This is a genomic window from Mesorhizobium sp. M0960, assembly GCF_040319055.1.
GTDB lineage: Bacteria > Pseudomonadota > Alphaproteobacteria > Rhizobiales > Rhizobiaceae > Mesorhizobium.
Genome location: NZ_JAMYNN010000015.1, coordinates 41211 through 66884 on the forward strand (window position 1 = coordinate 41211; position 25674 = coordinate 66884).

28 protein-coding genes and 1 pseudogene are annotated in these 25674 nt (G+C 62.8%); 10 read left to right on the top strand and 19 right to left on the bottom strand.

What is annotated here, in order from left to right:
- Positions 1-94: 94 nt before the first annotated feature.
- Complete coding sequence (locus NKH63_RS23265) at positions 95-949, bottom strand: LysR substrate-binding domain-containing protein (RefSeq protein ID WP_352481827.1); 855 nt, start codon at positions 947-949, stop codon at positions 95-97.
- Positions 950-1063: 114 nt separating this feature from the next.
- Here NKH63_RS23265 and NKH63_RS23270 point away from each other — a divergent pair, with 114 nt between their 5' ends.
- Positions 1064-1471, top strand: coding sequence for a tautomerase family protein (locus NKH63_RS23270; protein ID WP_352481829.1), 408 nt, complete (start codon positions 1064-1066; stop codon positions 1469-1471).
- Between the two features lie 149 nt (positions 1472-1620).
- Positions 1621-3843 (top strand): AMP-binding protein, encoded by a 2223-nt coding sequence (locus NKH63_RS23275; RefSeq protein WP_352848718.1) that lies wholly within the window; start codon positions 1621-1623, stop codon positions 3841-3843.
- A gap of 24 nt (positions 3844-3867) precedes the next feature.
- On the opposite strand, the gene NKH63_RS23280 is transcribed toward NKH63_RS23275, so the two are convergent.
- From NKH63_RS23280 to NKH63_RS23290, 3 genes are all read right to left on the bottom strand, one after another.
- Positions 3868-4131: a hypothetical protein gene (locus NKH63_RS23280; protein ID WP_023719845.1), complete on the bottom strand. Its 264-nt coding sequence runs from the start codon at positions 4129-4131 to the stop codon at positions 3868-3870.
- 174 nt (positions 4132-4305) lie between these two features.
- The gene (locus tag NKH63_RS23285; protein WP_023719846.1) at positions 4306-5121 is read right to left on the bottom strand and encodes a CDP-alcohol phosphatidyltransferase family protein; all 816 of its coding nucleotides are present in this window, start codon (positions 5119-5121) and stop codon (positions 4306-4308) included.
- A gap of 3 nt (positions 5122-5124) precedes the next feature.
- A complete protein-coding gene (locus tag NKH63_RS23290; RefSeq protein ID WP_023719847.1) occupies positions 5125-5823 on the bottom strand; it encodes a phosphatidylserine decarboxylase in 699 nt (232 codons plus the stop codon).
- 265 nt (positions 5824-6088) lie between these two features.
- Between NKH63_RS23290 and NKH63_RS23295 the strand changes: the two genes are divergently transcribed.
- Entirely contained in the window at positions 6089-6955 is an 867-nt protein-coding gene (locus NKH63_RS23295; RefSeq protein ID WP_352481832.1) for an SMP-30/gluconolactonase/LRE family protein, read from the top strand.
- 5 nt (positions 6956-6960) lie between these two features.
- On the opposite strand, the gene NKH63_RS23300 is transcribed toward NKH63_RS23295, so the two are convergent.
- The 4 genes from NKH63_RS23300 to NKH63_RS23315 all read right to left on the bottom strand — a co-directional run bounded on the left by NKH63_RS23300 (position 6961) and on the right by NKH63_RS23315 (position 11239).
- Positions 6961-7308 (bottom strand): hypothetical protein, encoded by a 348-nt coding sequence (locus tag NKH63_RS23300; protein ID WP_023719849.1) that lies wholly within the window; start codon positions 7306-7308, stop codon positions 6961-6963.
- A gap of 88 nt (positions 7309-7396) precedes the next feature.
- Positions 7397-9283, bottom strand: coding sequence for an ABCB family ABC transporter ATP-binding protein/permease (locus tag NKH63_RS23305; protein ID WP_023719850.1), 1887 nt, complete (start codon positions 9281-9283; stop codon positions 7397-7399).
- A 21-nt stretch (positions 9284-9304) separates the two neighbouring features.
- Positions 9305-9679: an ArsR/SmtB family transcription factor gene (locus NKH63_RS23310; RefSeq protein ID WP_352481836.1), complete on the bottom strand. Its 375-nt coding sequence runs from the start codon at positions 9677-9679 to the stop codon at positions 9305-9307.
- A gap of 60 nt (positions 9680-9739) precedes the next feature.
- Positions 9740-11239: a LysM peptidoglycan-binding domain-containing protein gene (locus tag NKH63_RS23315; RefSeq protein WP_023719852.1), complete on the bottom strand. Its 1500-nt coding sequence runs from the start codon at positions 11237-11239 to the stop codon at positions 9740-9742.
- A gap of 114 nt (positions 11240-11353) precedes the next feature.
- On the opposite strand from NKH63_RS23315, the gene NKH63_RS23320 reads away from it, so the two are divergent.
- A complete protein-coding gene (locus NKH63_RS23320; protein ID WP_023719853.1) occupies positions 11354-11965 on the top strand; it encodes an LOG family protein in 612 nt (203 codons plus the stop codon).
- A 70-nt stretch (positions 11966-12035) separates the two neighbouring features.
- On the opposite strand, the gene NKH63_RS23325 is transcribed toward NKH63_RS23320, so the two are convergent.
- A complete protein-coding gene (locus tag NKH63_RS23325; RefSeq protein WP_352481839.1) occupies positions 12036-12953 on the bottom strand; it encodes a LysR family transcriptional regulator in 918 nt (305 codons plus the stop codon).
- Positions 12954-13071: 118 nt separating this feature from the next.
- On the opposite strand from NKH63_RS23325, the gene NKH63_RS23330 reads away from it, so the two are divergent.
- Entirely contained in the window at positions 13072-13362 is a 291-nt protein-coding gene (locus tag NKH63_RS23330; RefSeq protein ID WP_023719855.1) for a muconolactone Delta-isomerase family protein, read from the top strand.
- Positions 13363-13416: 54 nt separating this feature from the next.
- On the opposite strand, the gene rarD is transcribed toward NKH63_RS23330, so the two are convergent.
- The 8 genes and pseudogenes from rarD to cysS form a co-directional block, all read right to left on the bottom strand.
- Positions 13417-14349 (bottom strand): EamA family transporter RarD, encoded by a 933-nt coding sequence (gene rarD, locus NKH63_RS23335; RefSeq protein WP_352481840.1) that lies wholly within the window; start codon positions 14347-14349, stop codon positions 13417-13419.
- Positions 14350-14476: 127 nt separating this feature from the next.
- Complete coding sequence (locus NKH63_RS23340; RefSeq protein WP_051409686.1) at positions 14477-15016, bottom strand: hypothetical protein; 540 nt, start codon at positions 15014-15016, stop codon at positions 14477-14479.
- A 4-nt stretch (positions 15017-15020) separates the two neighbouring features.
- Positions 15021-16643, bottom strand: coding sequence for a citramalate synthase (cimA, locus tag NKH63_RS23345; protein WP_198030508.1), 1623 nt, complete (start codon positions 16641-16643; stop codon positions 15021-15023).
- Positions 16640-17596 (bottom strand): prolyl aminopeptidase, encoded by a 957-nt coding sequence (gene pip, locus NKH63_RS23350; protein WP_023719859.1) that lies wholly within the window; start codon positions 17594-17596, stop codon positions 16640-16642. Before pip ends, cimA begins: the two co-directional genes overlap by 4 nt.
- Positions 17593-18069: a GFA family protein gene (locus NKH63_RS23355; RefSeq protein ID WP_023719860.1), complete on the bottom strand. Its 477-nt coding sequence runs from the start codon at positions 18067-18069 to the stop codon at positions 17593-17595. The genes pip and NKH63_RS23355 overlap by 4 nt, the downstream gene beginning before the upstream one ends.
- Positions 18066-18557 carry a GFA family protein gene (locus tag NKH63_RS23360; protein ID WP_023719861.1) on the bottom strand — a complete coding sequence of 164 codons (492 nt, stop codon included), beginning with the start codon at positions 18555-18557 and terminating at the stop codon, positions 18066-18068. The genes NKH63_RS23355 and NKH63_RS23360 overlap by 4 nt, the downstream gene beginning before the upstream one ends.
- Positions 18558-18563: 6 nt before the next feature.
- Positions 18564-18934 (bottom strand): annotated as a pseudogene (locus NKH63_RS23365) (VOC family protein).
- Positions 18931-20400, bottom strand: a complete 1470-nt coding sequence (gene cysS / locus NKH63_RS23370) for a cysteine--tRNA ligase (protein WP_023719862.1) — start codon at positions 20398-20400, stop codon at positions 18931-18933. Before cysS ends, NKH63_RS23365 begins: the two are co-directional and overlap by 4 nt.
- Before the next feature lie 419 nt (positions 20401-20819).
- Between cysS and NKH63_RS23375 the strand changes: the two genes are divergently transcribed.
- The gene (locus NKH63_RS23375) at positions 20820-20969 is read left to right on the top strand and encodes a hypothetical protein (RefSeq protein ID WP_023677745.1); all 150 of its coding nucleotides are present in this window, start codon (positions 20820-20822) and stop codon (positions 20967-20969) included.
- Positions 20970-21026: 57 nt separating this feature from the next.
- Here the strand turns inward: NKH63_RS23375 and NKH63_RS23380 are convergent, their stop codons facing one another.
- On the bottom strand, positions 21027-21788 hold the full coding sequence (locus tag NKH63_RS23380; RefSeq protein WP_023719863.1) for an SOS response-associated peptidase: 762 nt from the start codon (positions 21786-21788) through the stop codon (positions 21027-21029).
- Between the two features lie 123 nt (positions 21789-21911).
- Between NKH63_RS23380 and NKH63_RS23385 the strand changes: the two genes are divergently transcribed.
- From NKH63_RS23385 to NKH63_RS23400, 4 genes are all read left to right on the top strand, one after another.
- Positions 21912-22337, top strand: a complete 426-nt coding sequence (locus tag NKH63_RS23385) for an NUDIX hydrolase (protein ID WP_352481843.1) — start codon at positions 21912-21914, stop codon at positions 22335-22337.
- A 48-nt stretch (positions 22338-22385) separates the two neighbouring features.
- Positions 22386-22763, top strand: coding sequence for a TIGR02301 family protein (locus NKH63_RS23390; RefSeq protein ID WP_023719865.1), 378 nt, complete (start codon positions 22386-22388; stop codon positions 22761-22763).
- Positions 22764-23137: 374 nt separating this feature from the next.
- Positions 23138-23395 carry a hypothetical protein gene (locus NKH63_RS23395; RefSeq protein ID WP_023719866.1) on the top strand — a complete coding sequence of 86 codons (258 nt, stop codon included), beginning with the start codon at positions 23138-23140 and terminating at the stop codon, positions 23393-23395.
- A gap of 96 nt (positions 23396-23491) precedes the next feature.
- A complete protein-coding gene (locus tag NKH63_RS23400; RefSeq protein ID WP_023719867.1) occupies positions 23492-24295 on the top strand; it encodes a hypothetical protein in 804 nt (267 codons plus the stop codon).
- A gap of 34 nt (positions 24296-24329) precedes the next feature.
- Here NKH63_RS23400 and NKH63_RS23405 read toward each other — a convergent pair whose 3' ends face one another.
- Positions 24330-25661 (bottom strand): dihydroorotase, encoded by a 1332-nt coding sequence (locus tag NKH63_RS23405; protein WP_023719868.1) that lies wholly within the window; start codon positions 25659-25661, stop codon positions 24330-24332.
- Between the last annotated feature and the right edge of the window lie 13 nt (positions 25662-25674).

The window sequence follows — 25674 nt, forward strand, 5'->3', positions numbered from 1 at the left end:
TTATGGCTGCGACGGGCCACCCCCAAGTCCCCCCAAACCCCTCGGCCCGTCCTACTCAGAAGCCGACCGCAAGGTCGGCTTTTTCTTTGCTGACTCAACTGGCCAAGCCCAGGTTGCCGCTGAACAACGCGGCCAGATCCTGCGCCGGCCGGTCGGCATCCTCACGCAAGCGGATGGCGAATTCGGCGACCGGCACCGGCGGCAGATCAAGATCGCGCGGCGCCTCGACGATGCCGGAATGAGCGAAGCGCGCCGTCCTCAACGTCAAAGCGATGCCAGCGTGTACCGCCGTACGCAGGCCGGCAAGGCTGGCACTGCCGGCAGCAATGCGATAGCGGCGGCCGGCCGCATCCAGTGCACTGCTCGCTGCATCGCGAAACCCGCAATGGGGATCGAGCAGCGCCAAGGGCAATTCCTCTTGGCGGGTGGCCAAGCCGTTTTGTGAGCAAAGCCAGATCATTGGCTCTTTGAGCACGCCGACTTCGTCCCGCGTCGGCGCCTGTCGCATGGCAATGGCCAGATCAAGGGTGCCGGCTTGCAAAGCCTGCGCCAGTTCGGCGGAGCGGCCGACGCGCAATTCGATCCTGACGCGCGGATGGCTGACAGCGAAGGCCCTGAGAAGCTGCGGCAAGCCGCTGTCGGCGAAATCCTGCGTCGTGCCGATGGCGACGCGCCCATCGGCATGCGCCCCTTTGAGGGCCAGCCACGCCTCGCGGTGCGCAGCAAGAATGCGCCGCGCGTGGCCGACCAGATCCTCGCCCGCCGGCGTCAGGCCACGCCCTCGCCCCTGCGGCACCAGCAGCGGTTCGCCGACTACATCCTCCAGCCGCTGCATCTGCGCGGTCACCGCCGACGGCGAGCGGCCGACGATCGACGCAGCCTGCGCCAGCGAGCCGCTATCGACGAAAGCGAGGAAAGTTTTGAGGAGGTCGGGATCGAGCGCCTGCATAGTTCGACAATATCAAAGTATTTATCAAAAACAATTCGATTTTTCTGACGCAAGGACGATGGCATGATTTTCTCGACGGCGAAGAGACGCCGCTTGAAACCGAGGAGAAGAAACATGCCGATCATCAACGTCAGCGTTACCGGCAAGCCCGATGCCGCTTTGTCCGCCGCTATTGCCAAGGAGGTGACCGAACTGACGGCCACGCATCTGCGCAAGGACGCGACGATCACAGCTGTCGCGATTTCCTATCTCGACCCCGAGCACTGGTTCGCCGGCGGCAAGTCGCTGGCCCAGCACGGCGCCAACACGGCTTGGCTCGACATCAAGGTCGTCGACGGCACCAACACCAAGCTCGAACTGGAGGCCTATCTCCAGGCAATTTTTGCCGCATTCGGCCGGCTGCTAGGCAAGATCCATGAGGAAAGCTATGCCCTCGTGCACGAAGTGCCAGCGGCCGCGTATGGCTTTGGCGGCAAGACGCAGGAATTCCGCTTCATAAGCGGGAGGATGAAGGCGGCGTAGCTGCGATTTGTGGAGAAGGCAGCCGAGCCCACTGATAGCAGGAGAGACGGAAAAATGAAGCCGCATTGACGTTGATCCAACTTCGGCTAGGTTCTCACCCGAAGCGGCCACTGAAGAGCCGCGACGTGAGATTGTTGGGAGATGCGGCGATGATCCTGACACTGGCGCTGCTTGCGGGTCTTGTCACGGCCTGGCTGCTGATCGGCGTGGTGGAGAAGTTCCGCCTCGGCCTGCGCTTGAGCCAGGCGCTGCTCTACGTGCCGTTCAAGCTCGCCTACCGCATCAACGACGAGCGCATCAAGATTGCCCGCAAGTCGGCGGCCCCGATCATCTACGTCGTCTGGCATCAGTCGCGCCTCGAGCCGGCGCTGATGCTGTCGCTGCTGCCGGAGGACACGCTGCACATCCTCGACCCGGCTTCGGCCAGATCGCCTTGGCTGGAACCATGGCGCGAGCTTGGCCGCACCATCGCCTTCAACGCCGAGCATGTCTTCGTCAGCCGCAGACTGGTGCGGGTGCTGAAGGGCAAGGGCCGGCTCGCCGTTTACCTGCCGAATGCGGTCGAGCCCGACGTCAAGTCGTTTCGGTTGTTCCGCGCCATCACCCGTATCGCCATGCAGGCCGACGCTCGCATCGTGCCGATCTTCGTTGCCGGCGCGCGCAGCCTGCCGGCGTCGCTGACGCCGGCAGACAAGGCGCCGCGCCACTGGTTCCCGCAGCTGTCGATCAGCGCGCTGCAGCCGATGACCATCGCCGAGCTGGTGGCGCGGAACCCCAATCAGGCCTCCAATACCAATGCGCTGTTCGATCGCTTCGCCGAGGCCAGGCTTTTTGGCAGTGATCTCGACCGAGGGCTGTTCCTTGCCATGCGTGACGCCGCCGACCGTGTCGGCGCTTCGCACCCAATTATCGAAGACATCATCGGCGGTGCGCTGAGCTACCGGAAAATGTTTATCGGTGCCAGGGTTTTGGGCCGCCGCTTCGAGGCAATGACAGCGCCGAGCGAAGCGGTTGGGCTGCTCCTGCCCAACGCCAATGGCCTCGTGCTGGCGTTCGTCGGTGTTTTGTCGGCTGGGCGAGTGGCAGCAATGATCAACTATACCGCCGGCCCAGCGAGCGTCACCGCCGCCATCCGCACGGCGGTGATCCGCACCGTGGTCTCCTCACGCGCCTTTGTCGAAAAGGCCAACCTCGCCGACATAGTCGAGGCGGTGGAAAAGGGCGGAGCGAAACTGCTGTGGCTGGAGGATGTTCGCGCAAGCGTGACCGTGCTGGACAAGCTCGCTGCCGCCTTGCTGTGGCGATGGCCGTTGCAGCGCCAGGATGCAGCCAAGCCGGCGGTGATCCTGTTCACCTCCGGCTCGGAAGGCACACCCAAGGCAGTTGTGCTGTCGCACCGGAACCTTCTTGCCAATGCCATGCAGGCCGAAGCCCGCATCACCATCTCGCCGGTCGACATCCTGCTCAACGTGCTGCCGGTGTTCCACTCGTTCGGCCTGACCGGTGGCACCATCTTGCCGCTGGTCACCGGCGTAAAACTGTTCCTCTACCCCTCACCGCTCCACTACAAGCTTATTCCGGAGGTGGCGCGCAAGGTCCGGCCAACGGTGATGTTCGGCACCGACACGTTCCTCGCCAACTATGCCCGCACCGCCAAGGACGGCGATTTTTCCAGCCTGCGCTTTGTCGTCGCCGGTGCCGAGGCGGTGAAGCCGGAGACGCGCCGGGTTTATCGCGAACGCTTCCAGGCCGAGATCATCGAAGGTTTTGGCTTGACCGAGGCCGCACCGGTGGTTGCCGTCAACACCGCCATCCACGGTCGCGACGGCACGGTCGGGCGGCTGCTGCCGGCCATGCGCATGAAACTCGAACCGGTCGAAGGCATTAGCGACGCCGGCCGGCTGTGGCTCGACGGGCCGAACCTGATGATGGGCTACATGACCGCCGATCGGCCGGGCGAGCTACAGCCGCTCGAAGGCTGGCACGACACCGGCGATATCGTCTCGGTCGATCGCGAAGGCTTCATCACCATTCGCGGCCGCGCCAAGCGCTTCGCCAAGATCGCCGGCGAGATGGTATCGCTTGGTGCGGTCGAGATGCTGGTGCAGTCGCTGTGGCCGGAAGAGCATCACGCCGTGGTGGCGGTGCCAGACAGACGGCGCGGCGAGCGCCTCGTCCTGGTCACCACCGCCGACAGTGCCAATCCCGACGAATTGCGCGAATTCGGCAAGAAGGCCGGGGCGGCCGAACTGATGGTACCGAACGACATCGTCAAGGTCGAGGAAATCCCGGTGCTGGGCTCGGGCAAGACCGACTATGTCTCGACAAGAAAGCTGGCGCTCGAGAGGCTGGGACTGAGCGCTGCCGCCTGAGGTTTTCCAGACCTTTCCAAAACTCTAGAGGACCACTACCGATAACAGCAGAATGACGCCGACGGCCATCATCAGCAGGCCCGGCCAATTCTGTGACAAGCCGAGAAAGCGGAGCCCGCGCCGCCGCGGCTCCAGAGTCGGACCTGGTGTTGCGAGATTGGGCCTCGGGCTATCCGGCGCGGTGGAGACAGCGGCCGGCTCACTGAGCCGCCCGCGCATGATGGCTGCAACCGCCATATATACGAGGCCGGCGACAGTCAGTAATGCGCCAATGAGGATGACAGCCATTTCTCGTATTCCGATGATTCTGGGCCCGATGCGGCAGCTTGCGCGACGTTGACGATCACGAGCAGTCGCTCAAACGGACCTACCGACACAAACGGTCAGGCGCCCAGCAAGTTCCGAAAACGTGGTTTTGAAGGGCGTTCCACAGCGCCGCGTGCGAAATTGGCACCAAATCTGTCAGCCGATGTCCGAGGACGGCACCTTCTCGCCTTCGCGCTTGGCGCGTCTGGAATAGGCGCGCACGCTGAATGGCAAAAACAGCAAATAGCCGGCAACCGAAGCCGTCAGCGTATACCAGGGATAGGTCATCAAAAGCAGGACGTAGAGGACGACTGCGAGGATGATCGGCAGCACTCTGTCGCCCGGTATCCTGACGCTCTTGCCGGAATAGACGGGCAGTCGGCTGACCAGCAGGAACGCCACCAATATTGTAAAGCCGGTGGCAATGAAGGCCGCCAGGCGGCTGGGTTCAAGGCCAAGCCTGAGGAAGAACAGATAGAGCGGCAGCATCACCAGCACCGCACCCGCCGGCGCCGGCACGCCAACGAAATATTCGGTTTGCCACTGCGGACGGTCGAGCTCTTCGTCGAGCACGTTGAAGCGGGCAAGCCTCATCCCACAGGCGATGGTAAACAGCAGCGCCGCGATCCAGCCCGGCGAACCTGCCCTGTCGAGCAGAAAGGCATAAAGCACTAGCGCCGGTGCCACGCCGAAATTGACGATATCGGCCAGCGAATCCATCTGGGCGCCGAATTTGGAGGTCGCCTTCAGCATTCGCGCCAGGCGGCCGTCGATACCATCGAGGAAGGCGGCGAGCAGTACCATCACCACCGCCGGCTCGAAGCGGCCTTCGAAGCCGAAGCGGATGCCGGACAGGCCGGCGCAGATGGCAAGCACGGTGACCAGATTGGGCAGCACCATGCGCATCGGGATTTCACGGATGCGCGGGCCGCCGCCGCCATGCGCCTCGAATTTCTTGAACGGCGGGGCCACCGGTCAGGAGATCCGCACGAGCGGCGTTGCGGCAACGCCGCCGAATTCCGCCAGCACCGTCTCACCGCCTACCGCCGTCTGGCCGACGGCAACGCGCGGCGTCGCCGTCGAGGGCAGGAATACGTCCACGCGCGAGCCAAAGCGGATCAGCCCGAAGCGCTCGCCGGTGCCGATGGCGCCGCCGGTCTCGGCCCAGCAGACGATCCGCCGCGCCACCAGGCCGGCGATCTGCACCGCAGCCACCGTGCCATTGGGGCTCTCTATGACCAGCCCGTTGCGTTCGTTCTCGGTGCTTGCCTTGTCGAGTTCGGCGTTAAGGAATTTTCCTGGCCGATGCTCGATCCTGGAAATGCGGCCACGCACCGGGGCGCGGTTCACGTGGCAGGAAAAGACATTCATGAATACCGAGATGCGGGTCATTTCGCCGCCGCCGAGGCCAAGCTCGCGCGGCGGCACGGCCGGGCCGACGGCCGAGACGATGCCGTCCGCCGGGCTGACAACCAGCCGGTCGTCGATCGGCGTGACACGCTCGGGATCGCGGAAGAAATAAGCGCACCACGCGGTCAGAATGAGACCGATCCAGAACAGGGTCGAGGAGAAATAGCCAAGAAAAAGCGTCGCCGCGCCGAACGCAGCGATAAAGGGATAACCCTCGCGATGGATCGGAACGAACGCATTTTTGATCGTGTCAACGAGGCTCATGGGATGAGGGCAACCTTGGTTCCAAGTCCGGCCTCAATAGCGGAAACACCCCTTCGCCGCAACGCGACAATCAGGCGGTCGGGTGTTAGCGGTCGTGCCGCCTCAGGGGCGTCCTTGGCAGCATCCGGACTGCCGAAGTGGTCAACCGGAAATATGTTGATTGCGATTGTCGGCACGAAGCCCCCACGCCCGTCCTTGGCAAGACAGCGCCTCTCATCGGCCTTTCGGCCGTGACGATTTGCGCAAACCCGGAGGTTCTCGGCCCATGCAGAAATCAGCAGCCAGGCAAGCGCAAGTGGTGATGAACGGTCTGGCCTTTGGCGAGTCGCCTCGCTGGCACGATGGCCGGCTGTGGTTCTGCAACTGGGGCACAGGCCAGATCATCGCCATTGACGCCCTAGGCAACAGCGAGATCGCGCTCATCGTGCCGGCCACCCTGCCCTACTCCATCGACTGGCTGCCGGACGGGCGGCTGCTTGTCGTGTCCGGCCGCGAAGGGCTGATCCTCAGGCAGGAGGCTGACGGGACATTGGTCACCCATGCCGATCTGAGACATCTGTCGAAGAGTCCATGGAACGAGATCGTCGTCGACGGGCGCGGCAACATCTACGTCAATGGTGGTGGGCCGGCTCCGGCTTCCGGCCAGCATTTCGGCCCCGGCACCATCGTGCTGGTTGCACCTGACGGCTCGGCTCGGCAGGTGGCTGAGAATCTCGCCTTCGCCAATGGCATGGCAGTGACGCCCGACAACAAGACGCTTGTCGTTGCCGAATCCCACGCCAACCGGCTGACCGCCTTCGACATCGCTGCCGATGGCCACCTTTCCAATCGGAGAGTCTGGGCCAATCTTGGCAACGGTTTTCCCGACGGCATCTGCCTCGATGCCGAAGGTGCCGCCTGGTACGCCGACGTTCCGAACAGGCATTGCGTGCGGGTGCGCGAGGGCGGCACAATGCTCGAAAGCGTCGACGTCGATCGCGGCTGTTTTGCCTGCATGCTCGGCGGCAGCGAGGGAAAAACGCTATTCATCGTGGCCGCCGAATGGCGCGGCTTCGAACATATGATCAGCGATGCCCGTACCGGCCAGGTGCTCAGCATCGAGGCTACCGCGCCGGGAGCAGGCTGGCCATAGAGAGCTTACACCGCGGGAATCCGCTGGTAATTAGCGATATCGGCCCTGACGCCAAGTCGCGCAATGGTCTCCTGAGGATTGAAGCCGATGCGCTCATGCGCGGCCTTGATGATCGGCACGACCTTATCGACAGCGGCCTGCCCTTCCCATTCGACAATGGTCACGAGGTTGAACTCCCCCGGCCCCGAGAATTGCTCGAGCAGGAAATCCTGGACGAACCCTTGCTGCTGGCGCAGCAATTCATGCGTCATCCGGACCTTGGCAAGAATCTCCTCGCGAGCGTTGGCCGGAACGACAAACTTGTCCACCCGGAATACGCTGCCGCCACTAACTGCCTGATTTATCCCATTCATATCGATTGTCTCCGTTTTTGAACGACGCATCTTGCTACGATCCAAAACGGCCTACGATCTCAACTTAAGTTGAGGTCAAGCACGAATTTCAGCTCACCTCCGAGGTGCGGCGGCGGACGACGACGCCGAACTCGTCGCTTTCGCGGGCAATGCGCAGCCGCTCCTCGGCCTCGCTTGCCTCGCGCTGCCGGTCCCACATCGATGCATATAGGCCGCGCTTGGCCATCAAGGCGGCATGGGTGCCGCGCTCGGCGATCTGGCCGTCCTGCAGGACGATGATCTCGTCGGCCGAAATCACTGTAGACAGTCGATGGGCGATGACGAGGGTGGTGCGGCCCTGGCTGACCAGGTCCAGTGCCGCCTGGATCTCCTGCTCGGTGTGGCTGTCCAGCGCCGAGGTCGCCTCGTCGAGCATCAGGATCGGCGGTGCCTTCAAGATGGTGCGGGCAATCGCCACCCGCTGCTTCTCGCCGCCGGACAGTTTCAGCCCGCGCTCGCCCACCATTGAGCGATAGCCGTCGGGCAGCCGCTCGATGAACGGTCCGATCTGGGCCAGTTCTGCCGCCTTGCGCACATCCTCCTCGCTGGCGCCGATGCGGCCGTAGCGGATGTTGTAGGCGATGGTGTCGTTAAACAGCACCGTGTCCTGCGGCACCATGCCGATGGCGGCGCGCAAGCTCTCCTGCTTGACGTCGCGAATGTCCTGGCCGTCGATCAAAATCGTGCCACGCTGAATGTCGTAGAAACGAAACAAAAGCCGCGAAATGGTCGACTTTCCGGCTCCGGAGGGGCCGACGATGGCCACCGTCTTGCCGGCCGGCACCTCGAAGCTGATGCCCTTCAGTATCTTGCGGTTGGGGTCGTAGGAAAAATGCACGTCACGAAACTCGACCTTACCGGCATCGACGACCAGTGGCTTGGCGCCCGCCCGATCGACGATCTCGCGCTTGACGTCGAGCAGATCGAACATGTTTTCGATGTCGGTCAGGCCCTGGCGAATTTCGCGGTAGATCATGCCGATGAAATTCAGCGGCACCGAAAGCTGCATGAGCATGGCGTTGACGAAGACGAAATCGCCGACGCTCTGCGTGCCTGCCTTCACCTCGAGCGCCGACAGCACCATGACGACGGTCATGCCGATGCCGAAGATCACGCCTTGGCCGAAGTTCAGCCAGCCAAGCGAGGTCCAGGTCCTGGTCGCCGCCACCTCATAGCGCGCCGTGGAACGGTCGAAGCGCTCGGCCTCCATGGCTTCGTTGTTGAAATATTTGACTGTTTCGTAGTTAAGCAGCGAATCGATCGCCTTCGTGCTGGCTTCATTATCGCTGTCGTTCATCTCTCGGCGGATCGAAATACGCCAATCGCTCGCCCTGACGGTGAACCAGACATAGAGCCAGACCGTGACCGCGATCACCAGCACGTAAAGCCAGCCATAGGTGACGGCGAAGATGCCGGCGGTGAGCGCGAATTCGACAATCGTCGGCGCCGTCGCCAGCATGGTGAAGCGGACGATCGTCTCGATGCCCTTGGTGCCGCGCTCGATGACACGCGACAGGCCGCCGGTGCGCCGTTCGAGGTGGAAGCGCAGTGACAATTCATGCATGTGTACGAAGGTGCGGAAGGCGAGCCGGCGCACGGCATGCTGGCCGACCCGTGCAAACAGGGCGTCGCGCAACTGGTTGAAGCCGAGCTGCACCAGCCGCACGGCATTGTAGGCGACGACCAGCATGACCGGCGCTAGCAGGAAGGCCGGCAGCGGCGGCGGAGATTTGGCGTCGCCGGCCAGTGCGTCGGTCGCCCATTTGAAGAAATAGGGTCCGGCCACCAGGGTCAGCTTGGCGGCAACCAGCAGCACGGTTGCCCACACCACCCGCGCCCTCAGGTCGGCGCGGTCGGCCGGCCACATATAGGGCCAGAGATTGCGCAACGTTCTGAAGGTCGAGCCGGAATCGGCGGAAACGGTTTTCTCGGCCATTCTTGTTTACCTTTTTATATCTTAGCGGCCGGAGCAGCAGGAATCGACCAGCGCGGCCAGCGACGCGGAAACATCGGCGAGCGCAGCACGGTCGAGCTCATAGCGCGAGCGCTGGCGGTCAGGCTCGAAGCGGATAAGCCCGGCTTCGACCAGAATCTTCAAATGCTGGGAAACGGTGGACTGCGCCAGGTCGAGATGCTCGACGACCTCGCGACAGCAGCAGGAACGGCTTGCGGAAAGGTGTTTGAGAATTTCGATCCGCGCCGGATGCGAAAGGGCCGCGAGCCGGACAGCGACGGAGCGGCTATCCGGCGTACAGTTGGCCGGCGTGCAGTTGGCCGGCGCGTGTTCATCTGCCGCGCGGCGTCGGTCCGTTACGAGAGAGGATTTGGTCATCGTCCATCGGCGATAAACGATGACTGGCCCTGCCGCAAGCTATCCTGATGGGCAGAACGGCTACTCAGTCTTGACTGGCGCCGTCGTCATCTGGTCGCCCATTGCCTTGAGATCGGCGGGCTCGCCTTCTTTCGATTTCTCCGGCACCTTGAACACCTGCCCCGGCCAGATGCGGTTCGGATTGCTGATCTGGTCCTGGTTGGCGAGATAGATGGTCGAGTAGCGCATGCCCTGGCCATAGACCCGCCGCGAAATCCGCCACAGCGTGTCGTGGCGGCGGATGATGACTGCGCCATTGGCATGTTCGAGCTTGGGGCCCACGGTCTCGGGAGCTTCGCCCGGAGGCGTCGCGACGGCCATTTCGGCCGGGGCCTCGGTGGCAGGAATGGGGGCAGTTGCGGGCGTTTCGGCGGCTGTCGCCGGTGCGGCTTCGGTGGCCGGAGCGTTCGGCTCGGCTGGTTTTACCTCGGCAGGCTTTGGCTCGGCGGGTGCGACGGCGGCAACCGCCTCGCCCGGCTCGCGTTCGAACGGCACGGCGGCACGAGCCACCACCGTCACCCCGTCGGCGTCGAGCGCGTCGACATGGATGGTGTAGGTGCCGACCGGGACGTCGCGTGTCGCTTCGACCAGGAAGTGGCGGTCGGGCGAGGTCTTCGCGTCGCCGAGCAGGATATCATTGGCATAGGCGCGCACCTTGCGGCCGGGATCGGCGACCCCGGCAACGAAAATCTTGTTGCCGTCGATTTCGACGGCTTCGACGACGACCTTGGGCTCCGCCGTGGAAGTAGCAGGCGCTGCCGGTGTGGCGGGCGCTGCCGGAGCCGGTGCGGCTTCAACAGCGGCCGGCGCGGCAGAAGCAGGCGCTGCTGGAACATCAGCCGCCGGGGCGGCCGGCGCTGCGGCAGCCGGCAATTCGGTGCCGGTGGCGGGTGGCTGAACGGCCGCCTGTTCGCCGGTTGGCGGCGAGGCGTCAGATTTTGCCTCAGGGGCAGGAACAGTGAGCAGTTCGGACGGCTTTCCCGGCTCCTCGACCATTGCCAGCACTTGACCGGTGGAATTCTGGGGAATCGAAACGACGGCGGTCTGCGCCGAGGCGGTCACGACATTGTCGGCCGTAGAGCGAAGCGTGATCGTATAGTCGCCGGGCTTCAGCGGATCGTCGAGAATAATGGCAAAGGCGCCGTCGGGACCGGCGACCGTCGAGCCGAGCACAGTCGAACCGTTGAGAATCTCGACCTTGGCGTTGGGCGCTGCATTGCCGGCGACGACGATCGAGCCGTTGCTTTCGACGCGCACGATGTCGAAGGTCGGCACGATCGCACCTGCAGCGGCCGGCGCGGCGGGCGTCGCCGCATCGGTGGACGCGGCGGGCGCAGACGGCAGCCGCCCCTCGGTTGCCGGAGCGACCGGTTTCGAAACCGGCGGCGTCAGCGCCGCGACTTCCGCAGGCGGGGTAGAATTGAGATACGGGTCGAGTGCGCCCGATACATAGGCGGTTCCCGCCGCAGCGACGGAGCCGCCAGCCGCGAACAAAAACGCCTTCAACGGATTAATTGCCATGTTTCCCTGCCCCTTAGCCACCTAATTTCGGTCTAGCCTGTTTTGCCAAAGCCGACAAGAAAAAGCCCGCTCCGGGGCTTGACCATGCCAATAGTCCCTATCACCAATCATAACATGAACACGATTCGATCTGTCTGCGTCTATTGCGGCTCGTCCCCGGGCCGAGATGAAACCTATATCAAGGCCGGACACCTGCTTGGCCGCTCGATCGCCAAGTCCGGCCTGCGTCTGATTTATGGCGGCGGCACTAAAGGTATCATGGGTGCCGTCGCTGAAGGGGCATTAAAGGCCGGCGGCAAGGTAACGGGCATAATTCCACGTTTTCTGATCAACCGGGAGGCGACCGAAACCGCGCTTGACCGGCTCGACGAGCTCGTCATCACCGACAACATGCACGAGCGCAAACACAGGATGTTCGAGAAATCCGACGCCTTTGTGGCGTTGCCCGGCGGCATCGGCACCGTCGAGGAGATCGTCGAGATCATGACTTGGGCGCAGCTCGGACATCATCGTAAGCCGATCGTCTTCGGCAACGTCGGAGGGTTCTGGGATCCGATGCTGGCGCTGCTCGACCACATGGCAACGGAAGGCTTCATCCACACCGCGCAGCGGGTCAAGCCGCTGGTGGTCGAGGACCCGGAAGCGATCGTAGCCGCCATCATGGTGGCGGGATCCTCCGTCGATGCACCGACGGAGGGCGTGCAGTCGGTGATTGATAAAATGTAGAGTGAGTAGGGAGTAGGGAGTAGGGAGTAGGGATAGACACGCGCGCCGGTTCGGAAGGTGTTGTACTTTACTATTCACTATTCACTATTAACTCCTTCATTAACTCCTTCCCTACTGCCTTCCTTAAGTCCGCGATGACCGCCCGCTTGTCCTGACGTCGCCAGGCGAGATGGATCGAGACGGTGCGTTCGAACCACGGCAGATCGCGAAACACGATCTGAGGCGGCGCGGCACTCCGCAGGCTGGCCTGCACCGTCGCCAGCCCAAGCCCGGCGCTGACCAAGCCCAACGACGTCAACGGATCGGTCGTCTCATAGGCTATGTCGGGCAGGAAACCGGCCTTCGCACAGGCGGCGAGAAATTGGCTGCGGTTGGTGTCGTCAGGCTGGCGCACCACCGTGATCCAGGTGCGTCCGTCCAGTTGCTGCGGCAGTATCTCCGCGATTTCGGCCAATGGATCGCTTTCCGGCATCGCCAGAACCAGAGGCTCGCGCATGATGAGCAAGGCGGCGATGTCGGGATCGTCGGCAGAAGGAGGCGTGTAGACGAGGCCCAGATCGAGCGATCGTTCGCGCAGCGCTTCGATCTGCGCGGCGGAACGCTGGCCCTTCAGTTGAAGATGAAATTCGGGCCGGTCGCGGCGAAACTGGCGCAGCATCCGAGCGACAAGCCCGGCATGGACCGCACCTTCGACATAGCCGATGGCGAGACGGCCGACCGTACCGCTGGCGAGATTGCGGCCGAGCTCCTCCAGCCGTCTTGCATGGGCCAGCAGCGCACGCGCCTCGGTAAGAAAGGCGCGGCCTTCGGGATTGAGATGAACACGCTGCCTCGCCCTCTCGAATAATGTGATGCCCAGTTGCTGCTCCAGCTGCATGATCTGGCGGCTGAGCGGCGACTGCGAGATGTGGAGCAATTCGGCGGCACGCCCGACATTGCCGGTTTCGGCCACCGTGATGAAATAGCGGAGCTGGCGCAGGTCGAACATTGTTGCTCCGATGCTCAAGTCCCGTGAGGTCTCAACTTTAGCCTAATCAGTCTTGGACTGTCTGGCCAGCCGAAGCGAATATTTTCGCCATTCCAACGGCCAACATCAGGAGATTCCGATGCAGTTCTTTGCCCTTCTTGTGCGCAACACCGAAAAGTTCACCGACGCCGATTTCGCGCCTCTGCTGCCCGGCGAGGCCGAGCAGCGCCGCACGCTCTATGCCGAAGGCGCCGTGCGTCAGGTGTGGAATCGAGGCGACATTCCCGGCAGCGGCATGATGTTCGAGGCCGGCAGCGATGCCGACGTGCGCAGCCATCTCGCAACCTTGCCGCTGGTCAAGGCCGGCATGATGGACATTGCCGCCGTCGTGCCGCTGCAGCCCTATCCAGGCTTCGGGCCGAAGCGCTGAGCGACCGTGAAAGAGGCGGCTGCCGGCATTAGGCCCGCCAGCCGCCTTTCTTCGTTACGCGGATCGAGCGGATGCGGCGACGGTCTTGCGCGCCGAAGAAAACATCGACCAGGAGTACATCGCCAGCGCCGCCCAGATCAGGCCGAAGGCGATGGCCTGAACGCTGCCGAAGGGTTCGCCGAAAATCAGCACCGCGATCAAAAAGACGATTGTCGGCGCGATATATTGCATGATGCCGATGGTGGAGAGGCGCAGCAGCCTGGCGCCGAACGCAAACAACAGCAGCGGCACGGCGGTGACCGGTCCGCAGCCGACCAGCAAGGCGGTGTCGTTCAAGGAGCTGGAGACGAAATGATCCTGTCCTGTGGCGATCAGGAAGACGATGTAGCCGAGCGCCGGCACCGACAGTAGCAGCACTTCGAGCAGGAAGCCCTGGCTTGGACCAATTGGCAGCGTCTTGCGGAAGAAGCCATAGGCGGCAAAGGAAAAGGCCAGCACCAGCGACACCCAGGGCAGCTTGCCAGCGTCGATGGTTAGCACCGCGACGGCGATTGCCGCGAGCACCACCGCCGCGATCTGCAGGCGGTCGAGCCGTTCGCCGAGCAGCAGCGCGCCGACAACGACGCTGACCAGCGGGTTGATGTAATAGCCAAGCGCGGTCTCGATCGTGCGGTCGACCGCGATCGCCCAGACATAGATGCCCCAGTTGACCGAGATCAGCGCCGCCGTCAGCAGCGCCATCGAAATGATGCGCGGCGAACGAACGGCCGCTTTGAAATCGGCAGTGCGGCCCGCCCAGACCAGGACGGCGGCCGCGATCGGCACCGACCAGACGATGCGGTGGGCGATGACTTCGGCCAGCGGCAGATGCGCGACAGCCTTCATGTAGAAGGGCAGCAGCCCCCAAAGCAGGTAGGCGCCGAGCGCCAGCAAGAAGCCGCGACGAGCTTTGGTATCGGCCTCGATTTGAAGTACTTGGGTAGCCATGGCCCAAGGCTATGCGCCAGCGGCCCCGGCAAGACCATCGCAAAGTTCTGATGGATCAATGGAGTCTCGCTGATGGTTCAAGAACCCGGAGTTTTCACCAGTTCATTGAAATGCGCGAAGCCCGCAGTCATTTGGTCTCGCCGGGCGCAGGCACCAATTCCATGAATTCCGCTCCAACGGTGTCGTGACGAAAGCCCGTCACGCATTCTGCCACCTCGATCGGAATATCGGCGATAAAGTCTATGGCGGCAGCACCTGCGTCCTCGCGATCCTGATCTGCGAAGCGCTCGCGGCGGATCTCCTCGAAACAGGATGGAAGGTTTCCTGTCGCTTCCAGGTTGCGCGCACCGTCTGCGCTGGTGTGTCGTATGCTCCAGACTTCGTGCCCGTCGCGCCACTGTTCGGCCCATTGCAGCATGACCGTATCGATATTGTGAACGACGACAATGTCCCTGCCCGTCGAAAGGTTAGCCAGGCGCTTCTCGTCCACCAGGTCCATGTTCACGTCGTTAAAAATGACGACAGACCAATTTTGACCAACCGTCACGCCATTGTAGTCAAAATCAAAAACCTCGTCCGATTGTCCGCTCTGAGCCAGACCGAAAGCCAGCGCTGCCTTCGCGAGTGGCAGACCATTGAATGCGACCCAGCTTATCGTGAAGCCCATTTCCTCACTCCGCCGCGATCAGCCCGGCCATGTCGCGGTTCTTCATCAGCTTGTAGACGATCGAATCCATCAGCGCCTGGAACGAAGCATCGATGATGTTTTCGGAGACGCCGACCGTCCACCAGCGCGCACCGGTGCCGTCATGCGATTCGATCAGCACGCGGGTAATCGCCTCGGTGCCACCATTGAGGATACGCACCTTGAAGTCGGCCAGCTCGAGATCGGCGATCTCGCTCTGGAATTTGCCGAGATCCTTGCGCAGCGCAATGTCGAGCGCGTTGACCGGGCCATGGCCTTCGGCGACCGACATCTTCTCCTCGCCCTCGACCAGCACTTTCACAATCGCCTCCGAGACCGTCTTCAGCTGGCCGTTGGCGTCGAAGCGGCGCTCGACCATGCAGCGGAATGAAGTGACGCGGAAGAATTCCGGCACGCCATGCAGCATCTTGCGCGCCAGAAGCTCGAAGCTGGCGTCGGCGCCTTCGTAAGCGTAGCCCTCCGCCTCACGCTCCTTGACCACGGCGATCAGCGCGTCGAGGCGATGGTCGTCCCGGGGCATGTCGATGCCGCGCCGTTTCAGCTCGGCCATGAAATTCGCCTTGCCGCCTTGGTCCGAAACCATGACGCGGCGGCGGTTGCCGACAGTCTCTGGCGGTACATGCTCGTAGGTCGCCGGCTCCTTGGCCAGCGCCGAGGCATGGATGCCGGCCTTGGTAGCGAATGCGGAGGCGCCGACATAGGGGGCCTGCGCTTCCGGCGCACGGTTCAGCAACTCGTCGAAGGCGCGGGACAAGCGCGATATACCGGTCAACGCCTCCGCTGAAATGCCCGTTGCAAAGCGGCCGGCAAAGGCAGGCTTCAACGACAATGTCGGCACGATCGAGATCAGATTGGCGTTGCCGCAGCGCTCGCCTATGCCATTCAGCGTGCCCTGGATATGGCGCACGCCGGCCTCCACGGCGGCAAGCGAATTCGCCACCGCCTGGCCGGTGTCGTCATGGGCGTGGATGCCGAGATGGTCGCCCGGTATGCCGGCCGCGATCACCTTTTCGACGATGGCGCGCACCTCGGAGGGCTGCGTGCCGCCATTGGTGTCGCATAGAACCACCCAGCGCGCGCCGGCATCGTAGGCCGTCCTGGCGCAGGCCAGCGCATAATCGGGGTTGGCCTTGAAGCCATCGAAGAAATGCTCGCAGTCGACCATCGCCTCCTTGCCGGCACTGAGCGCCGCCTCGACCGAGGCCTTGATCGCCTCGAGGTTCTCCTCATTGGTGCAGCCGAGCGCGACGCGGACATGGTAGTCCCAGCTCTTGGCGACGAAGCAGATGGCATCCGACTTCGACTGGACCAGCGCGGTGAGGCCGGGGTCGTTCGAGGCCGACACTCCTGCCCGCTTGGTCATGCCGAAGGCGACGAACTTGGCATCGGCCGTGCGACGCTCGGCGAAAAAGGCGGTGTCGGTTGGATTGGCGCCAGGGTAACCGCCCTCGACGTAGTCGATGCCGAACTCGTCGAGCAGCTTGGCGATGGCGATCTTGTCCTCGACGGAAAAGTCGATACCCGGCGTCTGCTGACCATCGCGCAGCGTCGTGTCGAACAGATAAAGGCGCTCACGAGCCATCGTCATTTCCCGGCAAACACGTCCGTTGCGCGGATCAGCCTGTCGAGGATGCCCGGCTCCGAATAGGCGTGGCCGGCACCTTCGATCAGATGGAAATCCGCTTTCGGCCACGCCTTGTGCAGCGCCCAGGCATAGCGCGCCGGGCACGGCATGTCGTAGCGGCCGTGAACGATGCTACCCGGTATATCCTTAAGCTTCCATGCATCACGCAGCAGCTGTCCCTCTTCCAGCCAGCCGGCATGGACGAAATAGTGGTTCTCGATGCGGGCGAAGGCCAGGGCATAATCATCCTGGCCGAAGGGACCGCTGGTTTCCGGTTCCGGCAGCAAAGTGATCGTCTCGCCCTCCCACAGGCTCCAGGCGCGAGCGGCCTCGACCTGCGCCACAGGATCGCTACCGACCAGCCGTTTGCGGTAGGCGGCCATCATGTCGCCGCGCTCAGCCTCCGGAATGGGCGCCAAAAACCGCTCCCATTTGTCGGGGAACATCTCCGAGACGCCGAACTGGTAGTACCATTCGAGTTCGGCGCGGGTCAGCGTGTAGATGCCGCGCACGACCAGTTCGCTGACCCGCTCGGGGTGTGTCTCGGCATAGGCCAGCGCCAGCGTCGAACCCCACGAGCCGCCGAACACCAGCCATTTGTCGAAGCCGCACATGTCGCGCAGCCGCTCTATGTCGGCGACCAGATGCCAGGTGGTGTTGGCTTCGAGCGAGGCATTGGGCGTCGATTTTCCACAGCCACGCTGGTCGAACAGGATGACATCGTACAGCGTCGGATCGAACAGCCGCCGGTGCTTTGGCGAAATGGTGCCGCCCGGTCCGCCATGCAGGAATACCGCCGGCTTGGCACCGCGGGTGCCGGAGCGCTCCCAATAGACCTGATGGCCATCGCCAACGTCTAGCATGCCGGACTCGAAAGCCTCGATCTCGGGATAGAGGGTGCGGAATTCGCTGCTCATAGTTTCAGGCCCTGGTGCGGCCAGTTGGCCGTCTCGTGATCGGGATGCTGGAAGGAGATGATTGACTCCTGTCGCGCGTAGAAATCCGGATCGTCGTGGATTGGCGCGTCGAAGATCGTCTCCACCCAAGGCAGCCTGGCGGCGTAGTTGACCTGGATCTGCGGCGCCAGATCGGAACGGTCGTCGAAGGCGCCGATGGCGATCTCGAGCGCGCCGGGCTGGCGGTAGGTCAGCGGCGTGCCGCAGCGGGCGCAGAAGCCGCGATCGATGTTGACCGACGACTGAAAGTAACTCGGCTCCTCGCGCAGCCATTCGACGCCGTCGCTCGGCACTGTCACAAGCGCGCCGAAAAACGAGCCGAACTGTTTCTGGCACATGCGGCAATGACAGATCGAGGGGCGGCCGAGCGCGCCGTGGATGCGGAAGCGCACGGCGCCGCACTGGCAGCCGCCGGTACGAACGGTTTCGGTCATGATCTTTCCTCCGGCGGCCATTGTTCGGTGTCATGGTCGGGATGTTGGTAGGAGACGAGGTCGGCGAGATAGGAGGCAGACGAGACGTCGGCCATCGTTTCCTCACCGGGCAATTCGTGGACATGATCCACATAGGGGAGCTTGGCTTCGACACCCCATTGGATCGTCGGCGCGATCTCCTCGGGGTGGTCGAATGCGGCGATGGCGAGCGCCACGCCGTCGGTCGCTTCGAAGGTCAGCGGCGTGCCGCATTCGGCGCAGAAACCGCGCAACGCCGCATTGGACGAGCGGAAGCGTTTGGGCTCGCCGCGCGTCCAGTCGAGTCCTGCGCCGCGCACCGAGACCAGCGGCAGGTAAAAATTGCCGCTCGCCTTCTGGCACATGCGGCAATGGCAGACGGAGGCATCGCCGAGCGCGCCTTCGACGCGGAAGCGCACTGCGCCGCACTGGCAGCCGCCCGTATACACCGGTCTGTTGTCAAGGCTCATCGCATTTTACTCCGGAGCATGGCAGACCGCCTCGACATTGTTGCCGTCGGGATCGAAGACGAAGGCGCCATAATAGTTCGGATGATAGTGCGGGCGCAGGCCCGGCCCGCCATTGTCCTTGCCGCCGCGTGAAAGGCATCGACCTCGGCACGGCTGCGCGCCGTGAAAGCGACGTGTTGATGATCCTTCGGCTTGTCCTTGCCGGCATGCAGCCAAAACACTGGCCGGTCGCGGCCGTAGCCGCCGACCTTGGCGCCGCCGGTATATTCCTGCGGCACCATGTAGAGCAGCGAGGCACCAAGCGGCGCCATCGCCCTGTCGTAAAAAGCTTTCGACACGTCGAAATCCAAAACGGTGATGCCGAGATGATCGATCATCTTTTTACCTCCCAGGTGGTGATGCGTTCGCCGGTGACAGGGTCCTTGCCGTCCTTCAACTGGATGCCTTGCGCCAGCAACTCGTCGCGGATGCGGTCGGCCTCGGCCCAGTTCTTGGCGGCGATCAGCGCGAGGCGTTTGGCGATCGCTTTGGCAATGGCGTCTTCATCCACCTTGGCTGTTGCGACGTCGAAGCCGAGGAACAGCAGCGATGCCTTCAGCAAAGTGGCAGCATCGTTGTCTTCGGCGGCTGCGTTGCTGCTACCAGCGTCGAAATCAACAGCATCGCCAGCCAACTGGGTCAGCAACTGGAATGCGGGATAGGTGGCGAGGTCATCCGACAGCACTTCGATCACATCCGCCGGCACCGATTTTGCCGTTGGCGGCGCCAGATCGGCCGCTCGCTTCCATTTGCGCAGCGTATTCTCCGCCTCTTCCAGCTTGCGTACGGAAAAGTCGATCGGCTCGCGATAATGCGTCATCAGCATCGCCAGCCTGAGCACCTCGCCCGGCCATTTGCGGCCGCCAAAAGTCTCCGTCTCCAGCAGTTCGGTGATCGAATAGAAATTGCCCAGGCTCTTGGACATCTTCTGGCCCTCGACCTGCAGGAAACCGTTGTGCATCCACACCTTGGCCATCGTTTCGGTGCCGTGGGCGCAACGTGACTGGGCGATCTCGTTCTCGTGGTGTGGAAAGATCAGGTCGAGACCACCGCCATGGATGTCGAACACCTCGCCGAGATAGGCGGCCGACATCGCCGAGCACTCGATGTGCCAGCCCGGCCGACCCCTGCCCCACGGACTCTCCCAGCCCGGTTCCTCGGGCGAAGACAATTTCCACAGCACGAAATCCTGCGGGTTCTTCTTGTGCGCATCGACGGCGACGCGGGCGCCTGCCTGCTGCTCGTCGAGATTGCGCTTCGACAACTGTCCGTAGTCCGGCATGGAAGCGGTGTCGAACAGGACTTCTCCAGCCGCGACATAGGCATGGCCGCGTTCGATCAAGCGTTGAATCAAGAGGATCATGTCGACCTTGCCGTCGGGCCTAGGCTCGACGAACTCGGTGGCGCGCGGCTCGACCGTCGGTTCCAGGCAACCGAGCGCCGCCACGTCCTTGTGGAACTGATCGGCGGTCTTTTCGGTGACCCGCCTGATCGCTTCGTTCAGCGACAGCTTGCCCAAGGCAATCTCGCCGCCGAAATCGCGCAGCGCGCGAGCGTTGATCTTGTCGTCGACGTCGGTGATGTTGCGGACGTAAGTGACATGCGCTTGCCCGTAGAGATGGCGCAGCAAACGGAACAGCACGTCGAAGACGATCACCGGCCGCGCATTGCCGATATGGGCGAAGTCGTAGACCGTCGGGCCGCAGACATACATGCGCACGTTGCGCGGATCGATCGGGAAGAAATCCTCCTTGCTCCGCGTTAGCGTGTTGTAGAGGCGCAGGCTCTTCGATGCGTCAGACATGCGTGCGTTCCGGTGCGTTACTTTGTTTGAGCATGATCTTTTGGGATCGTGCTCTGGATGGAGTCGGTCACGCCGAGGCGCAAAATCGAGCTCCAGCCTGCTGGCCGGGGCGTTTGTCCAATCTGGGAGGAGATGAGGCGAAAACGTCCAGGACCAGCGCGAGGCTAGTCGATAATGCAAATGCCGCAAATGGCGAAAGACGTTTTCATGGCCGGCTTTATCGCCTTGCCCGGTGTTGCCGTCAAGTCGCTACCTTCGCCAAAAATATCGTTGGCTCACAGGAAATGAGCCACTGAAACATTTTATTAAACAGATCGGCACTGTCATGAAACATTCGCCGGCTAGATCAGCAAGCGTCACGATTTGGTCGGATTCGGCCAGCAAACGCAGACACGAAGACGTTACCAGGGAAGAGAATAATGCCTAAGCAAGAATCCAACCGCGCCAAGCAACCGGCGCTCGCCAGCCATTACCGGGCGATCGGCCCGGCAGCAATCGTCGCAGCTCTTCTGCACACCGCGAAGAAGAAGAAGCCGGCACAGAAGATCGTGTCGCCACGCGCTGCCTGAGAATGCCGTCGGGTGAAGATTGAGGCGCTCACGGTGTCCTGGAAATAGTAGCTTTCGCTAAAATAATGTCATTTGACTGTCGTTCGCGCCGGACTTCTGGCGCTTGACCTTCTCGGGCTCAGGCTCGACGACGCCCTTCTCCTGAATCTCCGGCCCGGTATTGGCGACCTTGTTGACGAGGTCGGAAACCGGGATCGCTTCGAAGAAATCGGGCCGGGTGGGTCTCAGCAGATCGGCCACATCACGCGGCTCGAGCGTGCGGCAATCCAGCCAGCGCGCGAAATCCTCGGGATGGATCACCACCGGCATGCGGTCGTGGATATGGGCAATATCGGCATTGGCGTGGGCGGTCAGAATGGCGCTGGTGTCCATTTCCGAGCCACCCGGCTCGGCATACGTCTCAATCAGCCCGGCGAAGGCGACAAGCCCTCCATGCTTTGGCCGCACCCAATAGGGCTGCCCTCTTCTGCCAGCGGTTTGGTGCCATTCGTAGAATCCCGAAGCCGGTACCAGGGCGCGGCGATGGCGCATGGCAGCGCGAAACGACGGCTTTTCCGAAGCCCCCTCAGAACGCGCGTTGAACAGCAGCGGGAAGTTACGCGTATCCTTGACCCAGGCCGGGATCAGGCCCCAGCGCACCAGCATCGAGCGGCGGTCGGGCAGGTTCGAGCCCGGCGCCTGCGGCAATCCGGCGAGCGCCATCAGCACCGGCTGCGTCGGCGCGATATTGTAGCGGGGCGGAAACTCCTCCAACTCCGCCAGACCGAGAAGGGCGGCGGTCTGGTCCGGAGTGGCGGTCAAGGCAAAGCGTCCGCACATGAATTCAGCTCTCGAATGGGTGACATGTGAAAGTGACCATGGAACCTGCCTTTCGCAACCGCTAAAGCTGTTCGCCGACGGCCGGTCCACAACGGGCTATGCCAATCGAGCGATCGGGAACCCATGGAAGCACGTAAGATCATTCCGGCAGTCTCGGTCTGCGTCGTGCGCGAGAACACGGTGCTGCTGGTCAAGCGGGCCAGACCGCCCTCGCAGGGCCTTTATGCCTTTCCCGGTGGCAAGGTCGAAGCCGGCGAGACGCTGGAACAGGCAGCAAGGCGCGAATTGCTGGAAGAGACCGGATTGCAGGCGCGCAACTACCGGCCGCTGCGGGAAATCCACATCGACGGCAGCGGCGACGGGCATCCGGTCGACTACCGGCTGACGGTGTTTGGGGCCAACTATGCCGGCGGCGAGGCGGTGGCCAGTGACGACGCCGAAACCGCCGCCTTCTATACACTGGCCGAAATGACAGCGATGCAGCTTGCCGATGCAGTGTTTGATATCGCCGACGACCTGCTGGCCACCAGCAAGGGCGGCGCGAACTGAGCTTGAGAATCGCCTTGCAGGCAACAAATTGTTTCAGCACAAGGGCTCATGAACCGCACATCACCGTTTCTCGCCGCCTGCCTCGCCGTCAGTGTGGTTGTCGGCTTGCGTCCTGCCATTGCCGCCGAGGCGCCGTTCGAGCCCGGGCTGTTGCGGCTGGCGGAAGTGCTCGGCTCGTTGCATTTCCTGCGCAATCTATGCGGCGAGAAGGGCGACCGGTGGCGGGCCGAGATGGAAAAACTGATCGCATCAGAAAATCCGAACCCTGAGCGGCGCGCCCGCTTCATCGCCAGCTTCAACCGCGGCTACCGATCCTTCGGCGGCAGTTATACGCAATGCACCGCCTCGGCGACGGAAGCCATCAGCCGCTACATGAAGGAAGGCGAGACGCTGTCTCGCGACATCGCCTCGCGCTACGGGAACTGACGGCGGCAGCTGCCGTTCCGGCAAAGCGGAATCAAGCGTCGGCGCTGTTGGCGGCGGACGCGTTCGACACTTCTCCGCTTGCCTCGGGTGAGGTCTTGGTGCAAACCTGATGTTGCACTTTTGCAACTATGTTAACGAAACGTTAGCGCGCAGATGTGAAATTAACTCAAACTGAAGGTTTCCGTCCCCTTGGCCGGCCTAATCGGGTAAGTTTGAAACGGATCGGACGCAGGTTTGCTTAATGCGACGGGTTTTGTAGAAAACGACCAAAAAAATGTCGCATTTACAAGTACTTACTTCGCCTGCGTGTAAAAGGGACAACTCAAGCTTGATCCCTATCCAACGGATCACCGCTTGAAAGGGTGGACATCGCAATGGAACATGGCGTCAACGACATCGACGCGCTGGTCAGGGAAGAAAAGCGCCTGACCGCCGTGGAAAGCCACAGCGAAGCCTGGGCGGAAGGATTGTCGGCGGGGATCGAGCCGGAAATCATCGCCGAGGCAGCCCTCGAAACGGCATTCGGCGAGATGCTGCGAACCAATGGCGAGACCTCGGCGCTTGCCCTGCTCGATCGCATGCGCGAAAAGGTGGTTGCCGGGGCCTTCGAGCCCGAAAGGCTGCGGCACTGACCCCGGTTCTTTGACGACGGCGCGTCGCCGGACATCATGTCCGGGCACATCATGTCCGGGCACATGAGTGGGCCTGGAACCAGGGAGTAGCAGGCGGTGAATTTTTCGATATCAGGCAAGCCGCGCGGCCTGGTCCTCAGCATTTGGCTTATCGCCTCCTGCGCCACGATTCCCCTTGCACTGTTTCTTGCGAGCAGTCCCGCTCACGCCCTCAGCGAGATCAAGCGCGAAGACCTGCCTTCGCCGGTCACGCCGCCGCCCGACGGCGACATGTCGCCGCCCGGAAGTACCGTGCCGATGCCCGGCCCGCTCGGCACGACGCCACCTGCAGCCAGCCAGCCGACTCCGTCCGACGAGCCAAGGCAAACCGAACCGAAAGGGCCAGCGGACGACGGCGGCATGGCCAATCCGCATGTCGATCCGGACGCGCCTGTGCCCGAAGTCGTTTACGACCTTGCCAAGTTGCCGGAACCGGTCAGGCGCATGCACGATCTGATCGTCGAGGCGTGCAAAAGCGGCGACATCGAAAGACTGCGGCCGCTGATCGGCACGGGCGACATGATGACCCAATTGTCGCTGGGCGACATGGAGGGCGACCCGATCGCCTTCCTGAAAGGGCTTTCGGGCGACACGGAAGGCCAGGAAATCCTCGCCATCCTGGAAGAGGTGCTCAATGCCGGCTATGTCCATGTCGATGCAGGCACGCCGCAGGATCTCTACGTCTGGCCGTATTTTTTCGCCCTGCCGTTGGACAAGCTCGATGCCAGGCAGCGGGTCGAGTTATTCAAGATCGTCACTGCCAGCGACTATGACAACATGAAGCAGTTCGGCGCCTACATCTTCTACCGCGTCGGCATCACGCCGACCGGGCAATGGACGTTCTTCGTCGCTGGGGATTGAGTGGTCAGGCCTGGCCCTTATTGAGGCAGGGAGCTTAGCCCGCCAACGCCTCGGAAAACTCCACCGCCCTGCCTTGGCCTGGCGTGGCAATCTCGCCTTCCCACATCACGCGCCGGCCCCGAACGATAGTGCCGACCGGCCAGCCGGTCACCTGCCTGCCGTCATAAGGCGTCCAACCGGCCTTGGAGCCTTGCTGGGCGTTGGCGATGATCTCGCGGCGCTTCAGGTCGACGATGGTCAGATCGGCATCGTAGCCGGCGGCAATACGGCCTTTCCTGGCGATGCCGAAAATGCGCTGTGGGCCATGGCTGGTCAGGTCGACAAAGCGCTGCAACGTCAGCCGGCCGGCGTTGACATGATCCAGCATGATCGGCACCAAAGTCTGCACGCCGGTCATGCCTGACGGCGACGCCGGATAAGGTTTTGCCTTCTCGGCCAGCGTGTGCGGCGCATGGTCGGAGCCGAGGACATCGACAACGCCTTGCGCAATGCCCTGCCAGACCCCCTCGCGATGGCGCGCGGCGCGCACCGGCGGGTTCATCTGGATCAGCGTGCCTAACTGCGCATAGTCATCTGCGCTCAGCGTCAGATGATGCGGCGTCGCCTCGCAAGTCGCGACATCCTTGTGCTGTTCGAGGAAGCCTATCTCTTCGGCGGTCGAGATGTGCAGCACATGGATCCGGGCACGGACCTGGCGCGCGATGCGCACCAGGCGCTCGGTGCAGCGCAATGCGGCGATCTCGTCGCGCCACACCGGATGTGAGGACGGATCGCCCTCGATGCGCTCGCCGAGCCGCTCGCGCAGCCGGAACTCGTCCTCGGAGTGAAAGGCGGCGCGGCGGCGTGTGTTCCTCAGGATCGAGGCAACGCCTTCGTCGTCCTCGACCAGCAGGTCGCCGGTGGACGAGCCCATGAACACTTTTATGCCGGCCGCACCCGGCAGCCGCTCGAGATCGCCAGCGTCTTTTGCATTGTCGCGGGTCCCGCCGACCCAGAAGGCAAAGTCGCAATGCATGCGGCCGGTGGCACGCCGCACCTTGTCGGCAAGGGTCGTCTCGCTGGTGGTCAGCGGATTGGTGTTCGGCATCTCGAAGACGGCGGTGACGCCGCCAAGCACCGCTGCCCGCGAGCCCGTCTCCAAATCTTCCTTGTGCTCCAGTCCCGGCTCGCGGAAATGCACCTGGCTATCGACGACGCCCGGCAGGATATGCAGTCCGCGGCAGTCGATTGTCTCGCCGGCCGACGCCTGGCGGAGATCGCCGATGGCAGCGACGCGCCCACCATTGATGCCGACGTCGCGAAAACCCTCGCCGTCGTGGTTGACCACGGTGCCACCTGTCAGGATGAGATCGTAGATGGGGGCCATGCGGATCAGGTCT

What these genes read in the sequence shown, in the direction of transcription:
- NKH63_RS23265 (WP_352481827.1), bottom strand. Translation starts at nt 949, where the DNA reads ATGCAGGCGCTCGATCCCGACCTCCTCAAAACTTTCCTCGCTTTCGTC.
- NKH63_RS23270 (WP_352481829.1), top strand. Translation starts at nt 1,064, where the DNA reads ATGCCGATCATCAACGTCAGCGTTACCGGCAAGCCCGATGCCGCTTTG.
- NKH63_RS23275 (WP_352848718.1), top strand. Translation starts at nt 1,621, where the DNA reads ATGATCCTGACACTGGCGCTGCTTGCGGGTCTTGTCACGGCCTGGCTG.
- NKH63_RS23280 (WP_023719845.1), bottom strand. Translation starts at nt 4,131, where the DNA reads ATGGCTGTCATCCTCATTGGCGCATTACTGACTGTCGCCGGCCTCGTA.
- NKH63_RS23290 (WP_023719847.1), bottom strand. Translation starts at nt 5,823, where the DNA reads ATGAGCCTCGTTGACACGATCAAAAATGCGTTCGTTCCGATCCATCGC.
- NKH63_RS23295 (WP_352481832.1), top strand. Translation starts at nt 6,089, where the DNA reads ATGCAGAAATCAGCAGCCAGGCAAGCGCAAGTGGTGATGAACGGTCTG.
- NKH63_RS23300 (WP_023719849.1), bottom strand. Translation starts at nt 7,308, where the DNA reads ATGAATGGGATAAATCAGGCAGTTAGTGGCGGCAGCGTATTCCGGGTG.
- NKH63_RS23305 (WP_023719850.1), bottom strand. Translation starts at nt 9,283, where the DNA reads ATGGCCGAGAAAACCGTTTCCGCCGATTCCGGCTCGACCTTCAGAACG.
- NKH63_RS23310 (WP_352481836.1), bottom strand. Translation starts at nt 9,679, where the DNA reads ATGACCAAATCCTCTCTCGTAACGGACCGACGCCGCGCGGCAGATGAA.
- NKH63_RS23315 (WP_023719852.1), bottom strand. Translation starts at nt 11,239, where the DNA reads ATGGCAATTAATCCGTTGAAGGCGTTTTTGTTCGCGGCTGGCGGCTCC.
- NKH63_RS23320 (WP_023719853.1), top strand. Translation starts at nt 11,354, where the DNA reads ATGAACACGATTCGATCTGTCTGCGTCTATTGCGGCTCGTCCCCGGGC.
- NKH63_RS23325 (WP_352481839.1), bottom strand. Translation starts at nt 12,953, where the DNA reads ATGTTCGACCTGCGCCAGCTCCGCTATTTCATCACGGTGGCCGAAACC.
- NKH63_RS23330 (WP_023719855.1), top strand. Translation starts at nt 13,072, where the DNA reads ATGCAGTTCTTTGCCCTTCTTGTGCGCAACACCGAAAAGTTCACCGAC.
- rarD (WP_352481840.1), bottom strand. Translation starts at nt 14,349, where the DNA reads ATGGCTACCCAAGTACTTCAAATCGAGGCCGATACCAAAGCTCGTCGC.
- NKH63_RS23340 (WP_051409686.1), bottom strand. Translation starts at nt 15,016, where the DNA reads ATGGGCTTCACGATAAGCTGGGTCGCATTCAATGGTCTGCCACTCGCG.
- cimA (WP_198030508.1), bottom strand. Translation starts at nt 16,643, where the DNA reads ATGACGATGGCTCGTGAGCGCCTTTATCTGTTCGACACGACGCTGCGC.
- pip (WP_023719859.1), bottom strand. Translation starts at nt 17,596, where the DNA reads ATGAGCAGCGAATTCCGCACCCTCTATCCCGAGATCGAGGCTTTCGAG.
- NKH63_RS23355 (WP_023719860.1), bottom strand. Translation starts at nt 18,069, where the DNA reads ATGACCGAAACCGTTCGTACCGGCGGCTGCCAGTGCGGCGCCGTGCGC.
- NKH63_RS23360 (WP_023719861.1), bottom strand. Translation starts at nt 18,557, where the DNA reads ATGAGCCTTGACAACAGACCGGTGTATACGGGCGGCTGCCAGTGCGGC.
- cysS (WP_023719862.1), bottom strand. Translation starts at nt 20,400, where the DNA reads ATGTCTGACGCATCGAAGAGCCTGCGCCTCTACAACACGCTAACGCGG.
- NKH63_RS23375 (WP_023677745.1), top strand. Translation starts at nt 20,820, where the DNA reads ATGCCTAAGCAAGAATCCAACCGCGCCAAGCAACCGGCGCTCGCCAGC.
- NKH63_RS23380 (WP_023719863.1), bottom strand. Translation starts at nt 21,788, where the DNA reads ATGTGCGGACGCTTTGCCTTGACCGCCACTCCGGACCAGACCGCCGCC.
- NKH63_RS23385 (WP_352481843.1), top strand. Translation starts at nt 21,912, where the DNA reads ATGGAAGCACGTAAGATCATTCCGGCAGTCTCGGTCTGCGTCGTGCGC.
- NKH63_RS23390 (WP_023719865.1), top strand. Translation starts at nt 22,386, where the DNA reads ATGAACCGCACATCACCGTTTCTCGCCGCCTGCCTCGCCGTCAGTGTG.
- NKH63_RS23395 (WP_023719866.1), top strand. Translation starts at nt 23,138, where the DNA reads ATGGAACATGGCGTCAACGACATCGACGCGCTGGTCAGGGAAGAAAAG.
- NKH63_RS23405 (WP_023719868.1), bottom strand. Translation starts at nt 25,661, where the DNA reads ATGGCCCCCATCTACGATCTCATCCTGACAGGTGGCACCGTGGTCAAC.